Below are 18,513 nucleotides of genomic sequence, written 5' to 3'. Positions count from 1 at the left end.
TCACTTCTACTACAAAAACAAAACCAGCGTATCATACGCTGGTTTGAGTAGGGTTGCCTATTTTAACATGGGCTTAAGGAAGCGGGCAGTGTGCGAACCTTCGACCAATGACACATCTTCAGGTGTTCCTTGGGCGACAATTTCACCGCCACCTTGACCCCCTTCCGGACCAAGGTCAACCACCCAGTCCGCCGTTTTAATGACATCCAAGTTGTGCTCGATGACCACAACAGTATTGCCATGATCGCGCAGACGATGAAGAACGGTGAGTAGCTGTTGAATATCGTGAAAGTGCAAACCGGTCGTTGGCTCATCCAAAATATATAAGGTTTTTCCTGTATCACGCTTAGAAAGCTCACGAGCCAATTTTACTCGCTGGGCTTCACCGCCAGACAATGTGGTGGCAGCTTGGCCTAAGCGAATGTAAGACAAACCGACATCCATAAGCGTTTGTAACTTCCGAGCGATGGCCGGAATAGGATCAAAAAACAGGCGAGCATCTTCAACCGTTAATTGCAGAACCTCATCAATGCTCTTGCCTTTGTAGCGCACTTCTAAGGTTTCACGGTTATAGCGTTTTCCTTTACAGGCATCACAAGGAACATAGACGTCTGGTAAAAAATGCATCTCTACTTTAATCATGCCATCACCTTGGCAGGCTTCACAGCGCCCACCTCGGACGTTAAAGCTAAAGCGTCCGGGTTTATAGCCGCGAGAGCGAGACTCTTGAGTACCAGAGAAGAGCTCACGAATCGGAGTGAAAATGCCCGTGTAAGTCGCTGGGTTTGAACGCGGCGTTCGGCCTATTGGGCTTTGATCAATATCGATCACCTTATCAAAATGCTCTAGCCCTTTGATTTTTTTGAATGGGGCGGGAACCGCGGTGGTCGCCCCATTCAATTGGGTATGCGCCACTTTGAAAAATGTATCGTTAATTAAGGTCGATTTTCCAGAGCCGGATACGCCCGTGATGCAACTGAATAACCCGACAGGAATGGTTAAATTGACGTCTTTTAGGTTATTGCCGGATGCACCAATAATCTCAACCACTTTCTTCTTATCGAACGGGGTGCGAGCCGTTGGAGTTTCGATGCGTTTAGCGCCCGATAAGTATTGGCCGGTTAAGGATTCAGGAGTCGCTAAAATATCCGCCATGGTTCCTTGAGCCACGATTTGCCCACCGTGAACTCCAGCACCAGGCCCGATGTCGATCACATGATCCGCACGACGAATGGCATCTTCATCGTGCTCAACGACCAATACCGTATTGCCTAGATCACGAAGATGAATCAAGGTTTTGAGCAAGCGTTCATTATCACGTTGATGAAGACCAATCGAAGGCTCATCTAACACGTACATAACCCCAACCAGGCCTGCGCCAATCTGACTGGCAAGGCGAATGCGTTGCGCTTCACCACCCGAGAGCGTTTCGGCGCTGCGAGAGAGGTTAAGGTAGTTCAGCCCCACATTGACGAGAAACTCCAATCGGTCGTTGATCTCTTTCATGACCTTATCGGCAATTTGTGCTCGTTGACCTTCAAGTTTCAGTTCGGCAAAAAATTGCAGAGCGTCAGCAATGCTAAGTTCGACAATTTCAGGTAGTGCGGTGTCACCAATGAAAACGTTTCTCGCCTCTAGGCGCAGACGACTACCTTCACAACTAGAGCAACATTTGGTGGCAATATACTTGGCGAGATCTTCGCGTACGCTATTGGATTCGGTTTCACGATAGCGACGCTCGAGGGTATTTAAAATGCCTTCAAATGGATGACGTTTGACTCGAATATCACCGCGGTCATTGATGTAATTAAACTCTACTTCGGTACGCCCTGAGCCGGATAAAATCACGTCTTGGATTTTTTTTGGCAACTTATTAAAAGGTTGATTAAGATCGAAATCGTAATGCTTCGCGAGAGAACTGAGCATTTGAAAGTAGTAGTAATTCTTTTGGTCCCAACCTCGAATTGCCCCTTGTGCAAGGCTAAGAGAAGCATCTTGAATGACTCGTGAAGGATCAAAATACTGCTGAACGCCCAAGCCATCACAAGTGCCGCATGCGCCTGCGGGGTTATTGAATGAAAAGAGACGAGGCTCTAATTCTTGCATACTGTAGCCACAATGTGGGCAGGCAAAGTTGGCGGAAAATACCGTCTCTTCACCGTTACCTTCCATTGGGGCAACAACGGCAATGCCACCGGATAGCTCTAAAGTCGTTTCAAAAGATTCGGCAAGGCGCTGCTGCAGGTCATTGCGAACTTTAAAGCGATCAACCACCACTTCAATGGTGTGTTTTTTATGTAATTCTAAAGTCGGTGGATCGCTAAGATCGCAGGTTTCCCCATCAATACGCGCTCGAATAAATCCTTGAGCAGCTAAATTTTCAAGTGTTTTAACGTGCTCGCCCTTGCGTTCTTTGACGATAGGGGCAAGCAACATCATTTTAGAGCCTTCAGGCAATTCCAGAACCTTATCGACCATTTGAGAAATGGTCTGCGCGGCTAAAGGCTCTTTATGAGTTGGGCAGCGTGGCTCTCCGACTCTGGCATATAATAATCGCAAGTAATCATATACTTCGGTGATGGTGCCGACGGTTGAGCGAGGGTTGTGAGAGGTGGATTTTTGTTCAATAGAAATCGCAGGTGATAACCCTTCGATATGATCCACATCAGGCTTTTCCATTAACGATAAAAATTGGCGCGCATACGCAGACAGAGATTCCACATAACGACGCTGACCTTCCGCATATAAGGTATCAAAGGCAAGGGAAGATTTCCCTGAGCCAGATAAACCCGTAATGACCGTCAGTTTATCGCGCGGGATGGTGAGATTGATGTTTTTTAGGTTATGGGTGCGGGCGCCGCGAATTTCTATCTTATCCATTATCATCGCTCTGTATAGGAAGAGTTATAAGGCTCACTTCACTGATTATAGTCATCAGTGCAGCAGACTTAGTATTGCACAGCGTGATAAATGTTCAAAGAAGATGCTGGATAAAAAAACAGTAATAAAAAAGGCAGCGATGATCGCTGCCTAAAAGAGAACCCGAGTGAATTTAATCACATTACGCTTGTTTTGCGGTGGCCTTTTTGCCTAGCTCTGTTTTTTTGCTGTCTTGAAGGTACATGTTTTCAAAGCAGTAATTTGTCGCTTCGATATAACCTTCTACGCTACCGCAGTCAAAGCGTTTACCTTTGAATTTGTAAGCAATAACACAGCCTGATTTTGCTTGTTTTAGCAGGGCATCAGTGATTTGGATTTCACCCCCTTTGCCTGGTTCGGTTTGCTCAATCAGCTCAAAAATATCTGGCGTTAGAATGTAGCGGCCAATGATCGCTAGATTGCTTGGCGCTGTGCCTGGTTCTGGTTTTTCAACCATGTCATCAATGCGGTAGATGTCGTCTTTGATCATCTCACCAGAGATCACACCGTATTTGTGTGTTTCATCTTCAGGCACTTCTTGTACCGCGACAATAGAACAACGGAACTGTTTAAACAAAGTCACCATCTGTTCAAGTACACCTGCGTCTTCATTGACACACAAATCATCAGCCAGCACGACAGCAAACGGTTCATCGCCGATCAGTTCACGGCCGGTAAGAATTGCATGGCCCAAGCCTTTCATCTCGCGTTGACGAGTGTAAGTAAACGTTGCTGAATCAATGATACTGCGAATATCAACCAACAATTCTTCCTTGTTGGTACCGTTGATCTGGTGTTCCAATTCGTAGTTCTTATCAAAGTGATCCATGATTGAGTGCTTGCCACGACCCGTAACAATACACATGCCATCCATACCGGCTTGGATCGCTTCTTCCACACCGTATTCAATCAATGGTTTGTTGACCACTGGCATCATTTCCTTTGGCATTGATTTCGTTGCTGGAAGGAATCGCGTGCCATAACCAGCCGCTGGGAATAGGCATTTTTTAATCATGATAAAACCCTTTATCTTTATGACGTAATTAAGAAGTTGGCGACAAGATACCATGGTTTTATTTATATGAAATGAATCAACTACAGCAAAAGTTGATTTTTTTACGAATGCTTTATTTTTAAGACATTAAATGTTGATTTGCCCAAGATATGGCTTGCACTCTATTTTTCACTGAAAGCTTTTTGAAAATCTGATAGAGGTGTGATTTGACAGTGAACTCACTGATGAATAGGTCATCGGCAATTTGGTTATTTGATGCGCCTGTTTGTAGGCTGCGTAAGATTTGAATTTCACGTGCGGTGAGATCAACCGTCGCAGGCGAGGTTTGGCTATCAAACGCATGTCGATAATAGTGCAACAACTGAGCCGTCACTTTGCGGGGTAACCAATTGTGGCTATTAATGACTTCGCCACAACCATAAGCAATGTGATAAATCTCATCGTCGCGATAAAAGAGCGCTTTCAGATGACCAAAACTTAATAATTCATCTGTTGTTAGGCGTCGATCGACATTGAAGATGACGGTTTCAAATATTTTATTCGACAGCGGTAAATCGCGAATGGTGCTATTCAGCGTTTGGTAGTTGTCATGATCAATTAATAAAATTTTGTGTTTATGCTGTTGCATGGCCAGCATAAACTCTTGTGGTTCGATACGAGGGATAGGTAATCCCAATGCCTCTTCAATGAGATCTACGGTCGGGTAGTTTGATTCTTTATTTTCACACAGAAAGTATAAGGTTCGTGCATAGATGTTCTTAGCCATAATATTTCTCGCTATGTAGTTCTGCAGTTACTCGTCATTTCTCCCTTATCCTGTCCCATTTATGTTCAAAGTGCGATTGGTAGCGTTTATAAAAAGCACTCAGTTTCATATTTGATATGCGTTCTATCTTTATCTCATTGAAAATGGTCAAAATGATGGTGGATTAGTATGAGCTTCTGGGACGTACTGCAATAAAGTTATTTTCTGTCGAGGGATCAAGAGTTGTTCGAGGGATAGCTTGGGTGTTATTCTTATTACCTATTAAACTTAAAGATATCCTATCTAGACGGAGCGAAACATGGCTAGCCGTGGAGTAAACAAAGTAATTTTAGTCGGCAACTTAGGGGCTGACCCTGAAGTTCGTTACATGCCTAGTGGCGGTGCAGTAGCAAATATTACAGTGGCTACTTCGGAGTCATGGCGCGATAAAGCGACGGGCGAGCAGCGTGAAAAAACAGAGTGGCATCGTGTTGCGCTGTTTGGAAAGCTAGCAGAAGTTGCGGGTGAATACCTACGCAAAGGCTCTCAAGTTTACATTGAGGGTCAACTGCAAACGCGTAAATGGCAAAACCAGCAAGGCCAAGATCAATACACAACAGAAGTTGTGGTACAAGGCTTTAATGGTGTGATGCAAATGCTAGGTGGTCGTCAAGGTGGCCAAGGCGCACCAATGGGTGGTCAACCTCAGCAGCAGTCACAGCAACAAGGTTGGGGCCAACCTCAGCAACCTGCAATGCAGCAGCAAGCACCGCAGCAGATGCAACAGCAACAACCTCAGCAGCAACAACCGCAATACAATGAACCACCAATGGATTTTGACGACGACATCCCGTTTTAATCGATCCAAATTGGAAAAAAGCCGCGTATATCGCGGCTTTTTTATATAGTGGACTTTAGTTTAGATCCTAAGGATGGGTCGACGAGTGCGAGAGGAAGGCTTTTCACGTAATATGCAGCCTTTCATGCGGTAAAATGAAGATGTTCATAATGAAGGGAATCGATTAACTATGAGGTATACGCCTACCTTAAAATTAAGCACGCGCTTGGTTGCGTTTGTCACCATGGTGGTGATTGGTGCGATGTTTATCCTATTTTTAGGTGGCACATTATCGTTTCGTAGCTTAGGTCATGAATATTTAGATCACTCTCTAAAAGGCATTGTTGAGGTGGTTGATAAAGAAATGGAAGATCCAGATGCGGCCTATTCAATGCAGCGTTGGATGCCTAAAATGCTCCAAGCCTCCAATATTGCTGAAATGGAATTGTCCTCACAAGCAGGAATTATTTACCGCTATAAAGATACATCGAACACCGTCGATCCCGCATTATTATACCATGTTGAATATCAACTTGAGCGTAACAGCGGCTATCACATCCGTTTTACCGCTATCCCTCCTTACCTTGGTTACGGCTACTCTGTTCAAGCATTGTGGTCGATCACTGTCGCGGTCATATTGATCATCCTAGGCTTGATGCAAGGCATTAAGTGGTTGAAACTTCAGCTTTTAGGGTCTGAGTTATTAGAAGAGCGTGGCAGGATGATATTGGCGGGCCGCGTTGAATCGTTCGCGAAAGGCGACGAGAGAGAGTGGCCTTATACGGCAAGTGAGGCATTAGATCGCTTAATTGAAGAGTTGCAAGACGCTCGGCAAGAGCGCAGTCGATTCGATACTTTTATTCGCACTCAGACATTTCTTGATCAGCTAACGGGTACGGCAAATCGGGTGTTATTTGACAGTAAGCTAGAGTCGGCCTTGTCAGAGAGCGGTTCCCATGGTGGTGTTTTGTTGTTGCGTATTGATGATTGGGGACAAATCAAAGAAGAAAGCAGTAAACAAGTTGCGAACGACTTTATTGTTGAAGTCGGTGAGGCCATCAATAAGATAATTTTACGCTATCCCGACGTGATTTTATCGCGTTATTACGATTCTGATTTTGCTATTTTCGCACCAAACTTAAGTAGTAAGGAAGTCTCAGGAATTGCGACTCATTGTTTGAAGCAGCTTAATAAAATTGCGCTACCTAAACCTTTAGATAGTGAAAGCTGGTGCCATATTGGTGTGAGTATGTTCCAAGAGGGTGAGCGTCAAGGTAAAATAATGGATGAAGCCGAAACTGCGCTGAAGAGTGCAAAACTTCAACAAGTAAACACTTGGAGCCGTTTCAATAAGCTGACAACCGAACAGGATGAGCGGGGCAATGTTCGTTGGAGAACCTTGTTTGATAAAGAGCTAACTAAAGAAAAAATATACTTATTTTCTCAGCCTTGCTATTTGCTCAATGCCCACAAAGAGCGTGAATTTAATCACTACGAACTTTTTGCTCGTATTCATGATCCCAAGAAAGGGTTATTAAAAGCCTCTCATTTTAATTCTGCTATTGAAGCGGTTGGATATGAACATTACCTTGATCGTTCGGTTCTTCTCGCAACCGTCAGTTTTTTGAAGGCGTCAAAAAATAGTTTATGTTATTCTATAAACCTTCATGTTACCCCGTTCTCAGACAGAAAGTACTTTCGTTGGTTTAGGGATGAGTTGTTGCAACTGACGACAGAATCGAGACATCAGCTCCATTTTGAGTTTTCCGAAGCGCGTTTGGTTAAGCATCTCGACTATATGCGACCAGTGATCAAGATGCTAACCGGTTTAGGTTGTAAAGTGATTGTTGGCCAAGCAGGTCGCTCAATTGTCAGCACTTATTATCTGAAAGATTTATCGATCGATTATTTAAAATTGCATCGTAGTTTAATTAAGCAGATTGACCAACGACATGAAAACCACCTGTTCGTAAGAAGCTTATTAGGCGCATGCGAAGGACTGAATACAAAAGTCATTGCGGTTGGGGTTGAGCATAAGCAAGAGTACAAAACGATTCTAGAACTCGGTGTTCAAGGGGTTCAAGGTCGCTACATTCAACCGGAAGAGCAAATGCTACCGGAGCAGCATGTTGAACCATCGATTCAATCTAAATCCAATATTCATGTTGGGCGGCGTAACCGTTGGCGAAGAAGTTAAGTGGTAGATGAATATTCAATCTTTAATCGAAAAGTTTAGCTCTGGCAAGCGTTCAGGCCAATGTCTGAAAGTTATAGTACAGCCGAGCGCAATCTATTTTTCTGAATTCCACAATGCCATGCTACCTAAATGCGTTCCGATTCAAGGCGCAGAATGGCAAAAAAAACTGATAGAGACACTGGTGGCGGCTCAGATCTCTGACGCTTCTGTCGATGTAGTGCTGAACTCCAGTTTGTATCAAAACTATCAGATTGAAAAACCAAACGTTCCTCAAGAAGAGCTGAGTTTAACTTTACCTTTCTTACTTAAAGATCTGATCAGTGAAAAAGTCACCGAGATCATCGCAGATGCCATGCCTTTACCGAGCAGTAACAAGCTGCAAGTGTACGTGGTGCCTAAAACGATGGTCTTGGGGTTGGCCAAAGAGTTGGAAGCAATCAAGCTTACGCTCGGTCATGTACTGGTTGAGGACGATGTTTGGGGGCGTGCAGCTAGCGGTTTAGATTGCTTTGTTTTATTACAGCGTAGTCAAAATGGCGCTTACAAAGTCAGTGCTTTTGTCGATCATCGTTGTGTTTTTCAACGCACCATTCGTGGTGTCGTTCCGCCACTGACGGGCGTGGCAACTGCGGGCTTTCAGTTAGACAGTGTTGCCCTTGAATTACAGCGTTCGATAGATTACTTATCGTCACAAATGCGTGGTGCGACTTTACACCGCATGAAAGTTTGCTGTGACGATGAAGACAACCAAGCGTTGGCACAGGCACTTGACGAACGTTTGAGTGTCAATGTTACGCCATTAATGGATGTGTCTTTAGAGTCCGGAGTGTTACTGGCTCAGCTTGTGGCTGAAAACGATGATATAGGCATTAACCTTTATCCTGCCCACCTGCAACCTAAGGTGGATCGTTTTACTTTAAATAATGTCGCTTTAGCGAGTGTGGTTTGTTTGCTTCTTATTGCGGGTGTTCACGGTTTTAATACCGTGCGACAAGCGCAATTAAGCCAAGAGTTAACACAGCTTCAATCGCAAGAAAAAGAGTTGAATCAGCAGCTCATCCGTTTAAATGAAAGATTAGCCAAGCATCGCCCTTCCCCAGAGAAGCGTCAGGCTGTTGACCGTTTAAAAGAAGAAATTTTATCGAAGCAAGACTCGTTGAATGCCGTTTTCCTACACGAAGGGGAACAACAAGCGGGGTATTCAGGGATCATGCAGTCGTTGGCGACGCTAGGCCGCAACGATATCTCGATTAATTATATCCAAATGGATAATAATGTTCTTGATATTAAAGGGTTAGCGCGTGAACCTAAGGCGATTCCTAATTGGGTCAATCAGTTTAAAAACGAGCTTAATCTTGTTGGTCGTTCTTTTGACAAACTCCAAATTGGCCGCAATGAAAATAATATTCTGACGTTTGAATTGCATACCAAAGAGGAAGCAAAGCGATGAAAGCGCAATGGCTAAAAATGGCGGAGAAATTTGCCAATCTCAGTGTGCGTGAAAAATGGCTTATTACACTGTGTAGCTTAACGGTCGTCATTCTGGGAAGTTATGTCTTTTTTGTCGAGCCGACCGTGAAGTCTAATCAGTTGTTACGTCAGAAATTGACGGCAACAAACCACAGCATTCAGCAACTCGATGACCAAATATTGGCGATCAGCACCAAGCTGAAGCAAGACCCTGATCAAGGCGTCAATATTGAGTACCAAAGGTTAGTGACAGAAAGCCAGGCCTTATCGGAACAATTGGCCCATGTGATTGAAAATCTGATTTCGCCAAGTCAAATGGCAACGTTGCTTGAAGATGTATTGGCGGGTACTCAAGGTTTGCATTTGGTGTCGTTAGAATCGTTAAAAGCCGAGCCTATTGTGAATAATAACGCGAGTGAAAACTACGCGGGTTACTATTTGCATCCCGTGCGTTTAGAACTCACAGGCGGCTATTTTTCCGTGTTGAATTATTTAGAAACATTAGAATCTTTACCCGTGAATTACTATTGGCGCAGTTTTAATTATCAAGTGAACGACTACCCAAACGCAACGCTGATTCTAGAGGTGTACACCTTGGGCACTCGACAGGAGTTTATTGGTGGTTAATAAGTTCTTTTTGACGTTACTTTGCGTCTCTTCGGTGTCGTTTGCATCACAAGATCCCACCGCACCGCTTAATTGGCAGCCTGTGGCTGAAAGTAAAGCAGTTAAAAAAACGAAGCACTACCGAGTGCCAAAGCTAGAAAGTATCGTCTGTCAGGGTGAGCATTCCTGCAGCGCTATCTTGAATGGACAAGCATTGGCGGTAGGCGAAAAGATAAATGGTTTTTATCTCAAGCAGGTTAAAGCGGACTACGCCACCATTACCCGTGGCGGAAAGCAGTGGAAACTCGAATTGTTTCCTTTAGAAGTAAAACAATAAGGTTAATGAAATCGTATGCGTAAACTCGTTTTGGCAATCACCATTGCTTCATTAGTCGGCTGTTCTATGGGGCATCGAGACCCAGTTGAGGCTAAGAACGCTTTAAATGAAGCGATCAATGAGTCAAATAGTCGTGCGTTGCAAGAGCTTCCAGCTTCTGTTGAAGCGGATTTGATGCCTGATCTTGATGGCTCGGGGAGCTCCACGAGCAAAACCATGAAACGTTTCCGTATTAAAGCCAGTGGCGTTGATGCGCATGCCTTTTTTACCAGTTTGGTGAAGGGCACGGAGTTTAGCGCCGCGATTCACCCTGATGTCGCAGGCAAGATTACGGTTAACTTATCTGATGTGACTCTGGACGAAGTACTCTCGGTCATTAGCGATATGTACGGTTATGATGTGCAAAAAAATGGCAAGGTAATCCAAGTGTATCCTGCTGGCTTGCGCACCGTGACGATTCCCGTTGATTATTTACAGTTCAAACGAACTGGCCGCTCGTTAACCTCCATCACCACCGGCACGGTGACGAACTCGGATAGCGATTCTTCGAATGATTTTGATTCGAGTTCATCGTCATCGTCTTCTTCCTCTTCTTCGAGTTCGAACTCGGCAAAAGGTGGAACAGAGATTGAAACAACCAGCGAAAGTGATTTTTGGCCTCAGCTAGAAGTGGCGGTTGACCAACTTATTGGTCATGGCAAAGGGCAATCTGTGGTGGTCACGCCACAAGCAAGCGTAATTACCGTCCGAGCTTTCCCCGATGAAATTCGCCAAGTGCGTGAGTTTTTGGGTGTGGCTCAGCAGCGCATGCATCGCCAAGTGATCTTAGAAGCGAAGATTCTAGAAGTGACCTTAAGTGACGGCTACCAACAAGGAATCAATTGGAATAAGGCGTTTAGCTCTAACGGCGCGGACTATTCCATTGGCCAAGGTTCAATCGTACAAGATTCGAATGGCAACATACTGCCTCAATTATTACCGGGACTGGATTCGATAGGAGCGCTGCTTGGGGGACAAACCAACGTGGTGATTTCCAGCGGAAGTTTTGATGCGGTATTGAGCTTTATGGAGACTCAAGGCGATCTTAACGTCCTCTCTAGCCCTCGCGTGACCGCATCAAATAACCAAAAAGCGGTGATTAAAGTCGGAACGGATGAATATTACGTGACGGATTTTTCAAGTGTGGTCGGTTCGGGTGATAATTCTGAACCTTCGCCAGAGCTTGAACTAACGCCGTTTTTCTCGGGTATTTCTCTCGATGTGACACCGCAAATCGATGATCAAGGCAATGTACTGCTTCATGTACACCCTGCGGTCATTGATGTTAAAGAACAAATTAAAGAAATTGGCTTTGGTACGGGCAGCATTACGCTTCCTCTTGCACAAAGTTCGATTCGTGAGTCTGACTCGGTTATCCGAGCTCAAGATGGCGATGTGGTTGTGATTGGTGGCTTGATGAAATCAAATACGATTGATCAAACGTCGAAAGTGCCTTTCTTAGGGGATATTCCGGGTCTCGGTTATTTATTCCGTAACACATCGAAAATGCAGCAAAAAACCGAATTGGTTATCTTGCTAAAGCCGACCGTTGTCGGTGTTAACACATGGCAAAAAGAACTCGAACGTTCGCGTGATTTATTGCAAGAGTGGTTCCCTGAACAGCAGCAGTAATTACCATGTATCTCGACCATTTTGGCTTTGAACAATGGCCTTTCCATTTAACCCCAAATACAGAGTTGTTTTTGGGGTTACCTCCTCATTATGAAGCGATTCAAATGGTGAATACGGCGCTTTCGATGGGGGAAGGCGTCATTAAAGTGACTGGTGAAGTTGGCACGGGCAAGACAATGGTTTGCCGTATGTTAGTCAATCATTTTAAAGCCAATGTTCAATTGGTGTATTTGCCCAATCCTGCCTTGAGTGGGCGTGAATTGCGTCAAGCGGTGGCGACTGAATTAGCGGTAGAAAGCAGCAGCTTTACCTCTATCGTTGATGATATCCAACGCCAATTGATTGCCTTTGCCCGAGCGGGTAAGCACGTCGTGGTCTTGGTTGACGAAGCGCAAGCATTGAGTGATGAGGCGCTGGAGGCTTTGCGTTTATTCGGCAATCTAGAAACGGAACAACAAAAGCTATTACAGATCGTCTTGTTTGGTCAGCCTGAGCTTGATCAACGCTTAGAACAACACCACCTGCGGCAACTTCGCCAACGCATCACCTTCAGTGCCAAACTGCGGCCGCTTTCAATGGAAGAAACGGTAACGTATATCGATATTCGTATCGAGAAGGCTGGAGGCGATCGCGCGGTGTTTTCATCGAGTCAAAAACAAGCGATCTGGAAAGCGAGTAAAGGGATTCCACGGCTTATTAATCAGTTATGCCACAAAAGCTTATTGCTTGCTTATAGCCAAGAATCGGTAAGCATTAAACATTCACATTTATACGCAGCGGCCCATGATACGTTCGATGCTTGTAAACCAAAATATAAAAGCCCAAAGTGTTGGGGTTGGAGTTAGAACATGAGTGCGATTAATAACGCGCTGTCAGAGCTGGCAAAAGCTCAAACAATTTCAGCTAGCAGCATAGAAAAAGTGCACGTGCCGACCATTAAACAAAAACCAAGATGGCCATGGTTGATTGCGGGTTTTAGTCTGAGTTTGGCGATGGGCGGTTGGGCGATGTCTCAACAAGAAAGAGCGCTTCAACAAGACGACGTTATTCAGCCACACCAACAATCGGCAGTGACGTCAGAAAGCGCTTTGGCTGAAGTGGCCTCACTGCCATCGCCGACGGCGAAAGTGACCTCGGCCAGCGATACCATTTATAGCGCGCCTGCGCCCATCAGACTTCCGTTACCTGAAGTCGTAGACGTGGCACCTCAAGTATCGGTTCAAGCTAGCACCGTTCAAGCTAGCATCGTTCAACCGACCACCACTCAGCAGAGCGAGAGCTCGTTATCTTCTCGCGCCTCGAGTCCGTCGCTAAAGCCCGATGATGCGCCACGTTTTATCGCAAACGTCAGCAAGCCTAACGCTTCGGAGTCGCTCTCGGAGGCATCAGCATCACCGACGACAGACCGCGCAGATGGCGTTGTCGTGGTTGAGCAGGTTGAGCTTACGCCAATCCAATTAGCCCGCAAAGCGCAGGAGCGAGGCAAAAAAGCCTTAGATGCAAATAATTTGGCGGATGCGATCGAGCATTACAATGATGCGTTGCGTTATGCCCCAAGAGACAGCCAAATTCGCCAGAAACTGGCGGCGTTATATTATGGCAAAGGGGAAGTGCGTAAGGCGGTAGATTTACTGCAAAAAGGCATCGCCATTGACCATGATGATATGGATGTGCGTTTGGCGTTGTCCAAGTTGTTGATTAAAGAGAAACAAAATGCCGCTGCATTAACACCGTTGGTGCATTTGCCGGCGAATCCTCATCTCGATTACTTGTCGCTTCGTGCCGCTTTGGCACAAAAAAATAACCAAAATGCACTGGCTCAAGAAAGTTATCAGCAATTAGTCGCGATTGAACCAGAAAATGGCCGCTGGTGGCTAGGCTATGGCATTCAGCTTGAGCGTGGATTCAAGTTGCCAGAAGCGACATCGGCTTACCAACAAGCATTGAATAAAGTCGGTTTGTCGAGTTCATCTCAACAGTTCATTCGTGATCGCTTGAATGTGCTGAGCACATTAGAGGAGCAATCCAATGCAAATTAAATTAAGAAAGCGCCTCGGTGATTTGCTGGTTGAAGAAGGCATCATTAGTGAGCACCAAGTTGATCAAGCCTTAGCCGCACAAAAGACCACGGGTCGAAAACTTGGCGCAACCTTGATCGATCTGGGTTTCTTAAGTGAGAAGCAAATGCTGACGTTTCTCTCTCAGCAGTTAGCGCTTCCTCTTATTGATTTGAGTCGTGTGAATGTCGACATTGAAGCCGTTCAGATTTTACCGGAAGTGCATGCTCGCCGTTTGAGAGCATTAATCATTGGCCGAAATTTAGATACGTTGCGCGTCGCGATGAGCGATCCGGCGGATCTTTTTGCTCAAGAGTCGTTACTCTCTCAGCTTCCGCAATATTCGATTGAATTTGTGATTGCGCCAGAAAGCCAGTTGGTTGATGGTTTTGACCGTTACTATCGCCGCACCAAAGAAATTGCCTCGTTTGCAGAGCAATTACAAGCGGAACACCAAGTTACAGAAGCCTTTGACTTTAGTATTGAAGATGAAGACAGCGATGAAGTGACGGTGGTCAAGCTGATCAATTCATTGTTTGAAGATGCGATACAAGTTGGCGCGTCAGATATTCATATCGAACCTGATTCCAATGTATTGCGCTTGCGTCAGCGTATTGATGGGGTGCTGCATGAAACATTGCTTAATGAGGTGAACGTCGCACCCGCGTTGGTATTACGCCTAAAATTGATGGCCAATTTAGATATTTCAGAAAAGCGTTTGCCGCAAGATGGCCGCTTTAATATCAAGATCAAAGGGCAATCGGTTGATATTCGTATGTCTACGATGCCGGTTCAATACGGCGAATCAGTCGTGATGCGTCTACTCAATCAATCTTCAGGTCTGAGAAATTTAGATCAATCTGGATTACCACCCGATCTACTGGATCGCTTGCGTCGTCAATTGCGTCGTCCCCATGGCATGATTTTGGTGACAGGCCCAACCGGTTCAGGAAAAACCACCACCTTGTATGGCGCATTGAGTGAGCTCAACGTTCCAGGTAAAAAAATCATCACGGCAGAAGATCCGGTGGAATATCGCCTTCCTCGTGTCAATCAGGTGCAGGTGAACAGTAAAATTAACCTCGATTTCTCGACTATTCTGAGAACGTTTTTGCGTCAAGACCCCGATATCATTCTTATCGGTGAAATGCGTGACCAAGAAACGGTCGAAATCGGCTTGCGAGCCGCCCTGACGGGACACCTTGTCTTGAGTACCCTTCACACCAATGATGCGGTTGACAGTGCGTTGCGCATGATGGACATGGGCGCGCCGGGCTATTTAGTGGCGAGCGCAGTGAGAGCGGTGGTCGCTCAGCGTTTAGTTCGAAAAGTCTGCCCTGATTGCAAAACCGAACATGTCATTGATGAAAGCGCTAAGCAATGGCTGATGCAGCGATTCCCAAATCAAGTGGAGGCTAAATTTGTGCGTGGTCGAGGGTGTCAGAACTGTAACTTAACCGGTTACCGTGGCCGAATTGGCGTATTTGAAATACTCGAACTCGAACCCGAAATGATGGACGCTCTGCGTGCCAATGACGCGGTGGGATTTGCCCAAATTGCCCGCGCCTCTGAGCATTACAAGCCATTATTGTCTTCCGCGATGATGCTTGCACTGCAAGGAACTGTCAGCTTCGATGAGGTCATGAACCTTGGCGAAGGGGATTCTACGGGCAGCGTTCAAGCGATCTACTTGTAAGGGCCTCTATGTCGGTATTTCATTATCAAGGCCGTGACCTCAGTGGCAACAAGGTCACCGGCAGCATTGACGCGGGAACGTTCGATCTTGCTGCGGAAGCGTTAATGGCGAAAGGCATCATTCCTATTGATTTGCGTGAAGGCAAAAAAAGGACAGGTTTTGATCTTGATCTCAAAGCGCTCTTCACTCCGGCGGTGCCTCTAGATGTATTGGTGATCTTCTGTCGCCAAATGTACAGCTTAACCAAAGCGGGCGTGCCATTACTGCGCTCCATGAAAGGGTTAACGCAAAACTGCGTGAACAAGCAGCTGAAAGAAGCGCTTGAAGAAGTGACCAATGAGCTCACCAATGGCCGAAGTCTTTCGGCATCGATGAGTATGCATCCTCAGGTTTTTAGCCCTCTATTTGTTTCAATGCTCAGCGTCGGAGAAAACACCGGTCGACTCGATGACGCATTATTGCAGCTTGCCAATTACTACGAACAGGAATTGGAAACCCGTAAGCGAATCAAAACCGCTATGCGTTACCCTACGTTCGTGATCAGCTTTATTGTTCTCGCGATGTTTGTGTTGAACGTTAAAGTTATTCCGCAATTTTCCAGTATGTTTGCTCGGTTTGGGGTGGAGTTGCCTCTGCCAACACGAATATTGATGGCGACCTCGGATTTTTTTGTTAACTACTGGTCATTGATGTTGGCGGGTATTTTTGGTGCATTATTCGCTTTTCGCACCTGGTTACAAACCCCGAGTGGGCGAGAGAAGTGGGACAAAATACGCCTAAGAATGCCGGTGGTCGGCGGGATCATTAATCGTGCGCAGTTGGCGCGTTTTTCGCGCACTTTTGCGCTGATGTTGAAGGCGGGCGTGCCGCTCAATCAATCGCTCGCCTTATCAGCAGAAGCGCTTGATAACAAGTTTTTAGAAGCTCGTTTATTAGAAATGAAAGCCTCGATTGAAGCGGGGAGTTCCATTTCAAATACGGCCATTGCGACCGGCATTTTTACCCCCTTGGTGATTCAAATGCTATCGGTTGGCGAAGAGACCGGACGCGTAGATGAACTTTTGATTGAGGTGGCGGATTTTTACGATCGGGAAGTGGATTACGACTTAAAAACGCTAACCGCACGTATTGAACCCTTCTTACTGATCGTCGTTGCTGGGATGGTGCTTATCTTAGCGTTGGGTATCTTCTTACCGATGTGGGGAATGTTGGATGCCATTAAAGGCTAGCCTCTGGTTAAACCTTGAACGTTCAAGAATGGCCGTGTGGTTTTTGGTGTTGCTCATGCTGCTAACGGCGTTTGGTGTCGCTTGGAAAAAAGTGGATCAAGAGGCGAGCAACGCGGCATTGTTGATCGCAAGTAAGCGAATACTAGAACGAACTAATTATTACAAACAGGAATGGTTGTTAGCCGACAAACCTCGGACACTCACTATCGACGGAAGGGACCTGTACTTTTCAGCATCAGGTTGGGTTTTACCGCAAAATTCGCTAGGTAAATTCGATTGTCATTATTGGTTGGATGTTTTTTATGAAGAGGCGCGTGTTTTAGACGCTTACCCCAATAAAATAATAAATAATTCAACGGAATCTTACTTTCAATGTCATTACTTCTATGGAGGTAAAGCTGGGGTGGAAGTGGAGTTGAAGCGGAACAAATTTGATGTCAGTGTCATATTTTCGTCATAACCTATTTTTTGACGCATTGTCGGTTACTTTGTTAATCAATACGCGTATAATACGGCGTACCAATAAGTGAGTTGATGAGATTATGAACAAGAAACAAAGTGGTTTTTCATTAGTCGAACTTGTGGTGGTGATTGTTGTCGTCGGATTATTGGCAGTGGCCGCCTTACCTCGCTTCTTAGATGTGACGGATGAGGCAAAAAAAGCCAGCATTGAAGGTGTCGCCGGAGGCTTTGCCACAGGGGTTCTTTCGGCCCGAGCGCAATGGGAAGCCGAGTCTCGCCCCTCTCTAAATGAGGGCGGACAAAAACAAAATTACGTCAGCTATGACGGTGTTGATTTTTGGTTAACCCGTTCAAAAGAATCGAATGGTTCTAATACGGGCTTTCGTGACGGTTATCCTATCAGCGTGAAGGAAGATAATTCGAGTTTTCCGACTAAGGTATCAGAATTGACCTGCATCTTATTGATGGAGAACTTGCTTCAGAATCCACCAAAAGTTGATACTGTAGCGAATGCGAAAATTGATAAAAACGTAAAATATTCCGCTCATGCGGGGAGTAGTAATGATTCTTGTATTTATATTCAGCAAGAAGGCAGCACTGCACATCAGTTTGAGTATGAAATCAAAACCGGTCGTGTGACCGTTACCCTGCAGTAGTTCTGCAAATTATTTATAAATTAGAGAGATTGATACTATGAAAAGACAAGGCGGTTTCACCCTTATCGAACTAGTGGTGGTAATTGTTATTCTAGGTATTCTGGCAGTAACAGCAGCTCCACGTTTTCTTAACCTACAAGATGATGCGCGTAATGCCTCTCTAGAAGGTCTTAAAGGCGCAATGGCCGGCGCAACGGGTATCGTTTATGGCCGTGCTGCGATTGATGGGGTTGAAACTATTGATGGTGGTTCAATTTCCGGAGCTTCTGGCGATACAATTACAACAACTTGGGGTTACCCTGAAGCATCAGAAAATGGTATCGGTAAATCGGTAGTTGGCTTAAGTGACGGCTCTGATTGGGCTGTTGTATCTGGTTCTGATGCAACCAAATATTCAATTCGTTATACATTTGCTGATAGTAAAGAAACTGATAAGTGTTATGTGCAATACGCTATTAGTTCAGCACAAGGCTCAGAGCCAAAACTTACTGTTATAGAATGTGAATAATATAAAAAAGGCCAGCATTAGCTGGCCTTTTTTATCCCTCTCTCAAATCTCCTTTAAAATCACTGCATTGCTCGATGCTTGCCGATATACTACAAAAGTTAATTTTT

16 protein-coding genes are annotated in these 18,513 nt (G+C 45.3%); 13 read left to right on the top strand and 3 right to left on the bottom strand.

What is annotated here, in order from left to right; genetic code table 11:
* Positions 1 to 57: 57 nt before the first annotated feature.
* The 3 genes from uvrA to OJ16_RS12085 all read right to left on the bottom strand — a co-directional run bounded on the left by uvrA (position 58) and on the right by OJ16_RS12085 (position 4,700).
* The gene (uvrA, locus tag OJ16_RS12095; RefSeq protein WP_040990994.1) at positions 58 to 2,880 is read right to left on the bottom strand and encodes an excinuclease ABC subunit UvrA; all 2,823 of its coding nucleotides are present in this window, start codon (positions 2,878 to 2,880) and stop codon (positions 58 to 60) included.
* Between the two features lie 181 nt (positions 2,881 to 3,061).
* The gene (gene galU, locus OJ16_RS12090) at positions 3,062 to 3,934 is read right to left on the bottom strand and encodes a UTP--glucose-1-phosphate uridylyltransferase GalU (RefSeq protein ID WP_040990992.1); all 873 of its coding nucleotides are present in this window, start codon (positions 3,932 to 3,934) and stop codon (positions 3,062 to 3,064) included.
* 118 nt (positions 3,935 to 4,052) lie between these two features.
* Positions 4,053 to 4,700, bottom strand: coding sequence for a LuxR C-terminal-related transcriptional regulator (locus OJ16_RS12085; RefSeq protein ID WP_040990991.1), 648 nt, complete (start codon positions 4,698 to 4,700; stop codon positions 4,053 to 4,055).
* A 298-nt stretch (positions 4,701 to 4,998) separates the two neighbouring features.
* On the opposite strand from OJ16_RS12085, the gene OJ16_RS12080 reads away from it, so the two are divergent.
* From OJ16_RS12080 to OJ16_RS12020, 13 genes are all read left to right on the top strand, one after another.
* Positions 4,999 to 5,538, top strand: a complete 540-nt coding sequence (locus tag OJ16_RS12080; protein ID WP_040990989.1) for a single-stranded DNA-binding protein — start codon at positions 4,999 to 5,001, stop codon at positions 5,536 to 5,538.
* A gap of 169 nt (positions 5,539 to 5,707) precedes the next feature.
* Positions 5,708 to 7,714 (top strand): RNase E specificity factor CsrD, encoded by a 2,007-nt coding sequence (csrD, locus tag OJ16_RS12075; protein WP_040990988.1) that lies wholly within the window; start codon positions 5,708 to 5,710, stop codon positions 7,712 to 7,714.
* A gap of 7 nt (positions 7,715 to 7,721) precedes the next feature.
* Positions 7,722 to 9,164, top strand: a complete 1,443-nt coding sequence (locus tag OJ16_RS12070) for an MSHA biogenesis protein MshI (protein ID WP_040990986.1) — start codon at positions 7,722 to 7,724, stop codon at positions 9,162 to 9,164.
* Entirely contained in the window at positions 9,161 to 9,811 is a 651-nt protein-coding gene (locus OJ16_RS12065) for a type II secretion system protein GspM (RefSeq protein WP_040990984.1), read from the top strand. Before OJ16_RS12070 ends, OJ16_RS12065 begins: the two co-directional genes overlap by 4 nt.
* Complete coding sequence (locus OJ16_RS12060) at positions 9,804 to 10,127, top strand: hypothetical protein (protein ID WP_052810304.1); 324 nt, start codon at positions 9,804 to 9,806, stop codon at positions 10,125 to 10,127. Before OJ16_RS12065 ends, OJ16_RS12060 begins: the two co-directional genes overlap by 8 nt.
* 15 nt (positions 10,128 to 10,142) lie before the next feature.
* Positions 10,143 to 11,798, top strand: a complete 1,656-nt coding sequence (mshL, locus tag OJ16_RS12055) for a pilus (MSHA type) biogenesis protein MshL (protein WP_040990982.1) — start codon at positions 10,143 to 10,145, stop codon at positions 11,796 to 11,798.
* Between the two features lie 5 nt (positions 11,799 to 11,803).
* Complete coding sequence (locus OJ16_RS12050) at positions 11,804 to 12,643, top strand: ExeA family protein (RefSeq protein WP_040990981.1); 840 nt, start codon at positions 11,804 to 11,806, stop codon at positions 12,641 to 12,643.
* 3 nt (positions 12,644 to 12,646) lie between these two features.
* Positions 12,647 to 13,837, top strand: coding sequence for a tetratricopeptide repeat protein (locus OJ16_RS12045; RefSeq protein WP_040990979.1), 1,191 nt, complete (start codon positions 12,647 to 12,649; stop codon positions 13,835 to 13,837).
* On the top strand, positions 13,827 to 15,551 hold the full coding sequence (locus tag OJ16_RS12040) for a GspE/PulE family protein (RefSeq protein WP_040990977.1): 1,725 nt from the start codon (positions 13,827 to 13,829) through the stop codon (positions 15,549 to 15,551). Before OJ16_RS12045 ends, OJ16_RS12040 begins: the two co-directional genes overlap by 11 nt.
* 8 nt (positions 15,552 to 15,559) lie before the next feature.
* Positions 15,560 to 16,780: a type II secretion system F family protein gene (locus tag OJ16_RS12035; protein WP_040990975.1), complete on the top strand. Its 1,221-nt coding sequence runs from the start codon at positions 15,560 to 15,562 to the stop codon at positions 16,778 to 16,780.
* Positions 16,764 to 17,240 (top strand): hypothetical protein, encoded by a 477-nt coding sequence (locus OJ16_RS12030; RefSeq protein WP_040990973.1) that lies wholly within the window; start codon positions 16,764 to 16,766, stop codon positions 17,238 to 17,240. Before OJ16_RS12035 ends, OJ16_RS12030 begins: the two co-directional genes overlap by 17 nt.
* A gap of 82 nt (positions 17,241 to 17,322) precedes the next feature.
* On the top strand, positions 17,323 to 17,898 hold the full coding sequence (locus OJ16_RS12025) for a prepilin-type N-terminal cleavage/methylation domain-containing protein (RefSeq protein WP_040990971.1): 576 nt from the start codon (positions 17,323 to 17,325) through the stop codon (positions 17,896 to 17,898).
* A gap of 37 nt (positions 17,899 to 17,935) precedes the next feature.
* Positions 17,936 to 18,406, top strand: coding sequence for a type II secretion system protein (locus OJ16_RS12020; protein WP_040990969.1), 471 nt, complete (start codon positions 17,936 to 17,938; stop codon positions 18,404 to 18,406).
* Positions 18,407 to 18,513: the final 107 nt, after the last annotated feature.

The organism is Vibrio renipiscarius (genome assembly GCF_000827885.1).
GTDB classification, from domain to species: Bacteria; Pseudomonadota; Gammaproteobacteria; order Enterobacterales; family Vibrionaceae; genus Vibrio; species Vibrio renipiscarius.
This window is presented reverse-complemented; position numbering and strand designations above follow the sequence as displayed.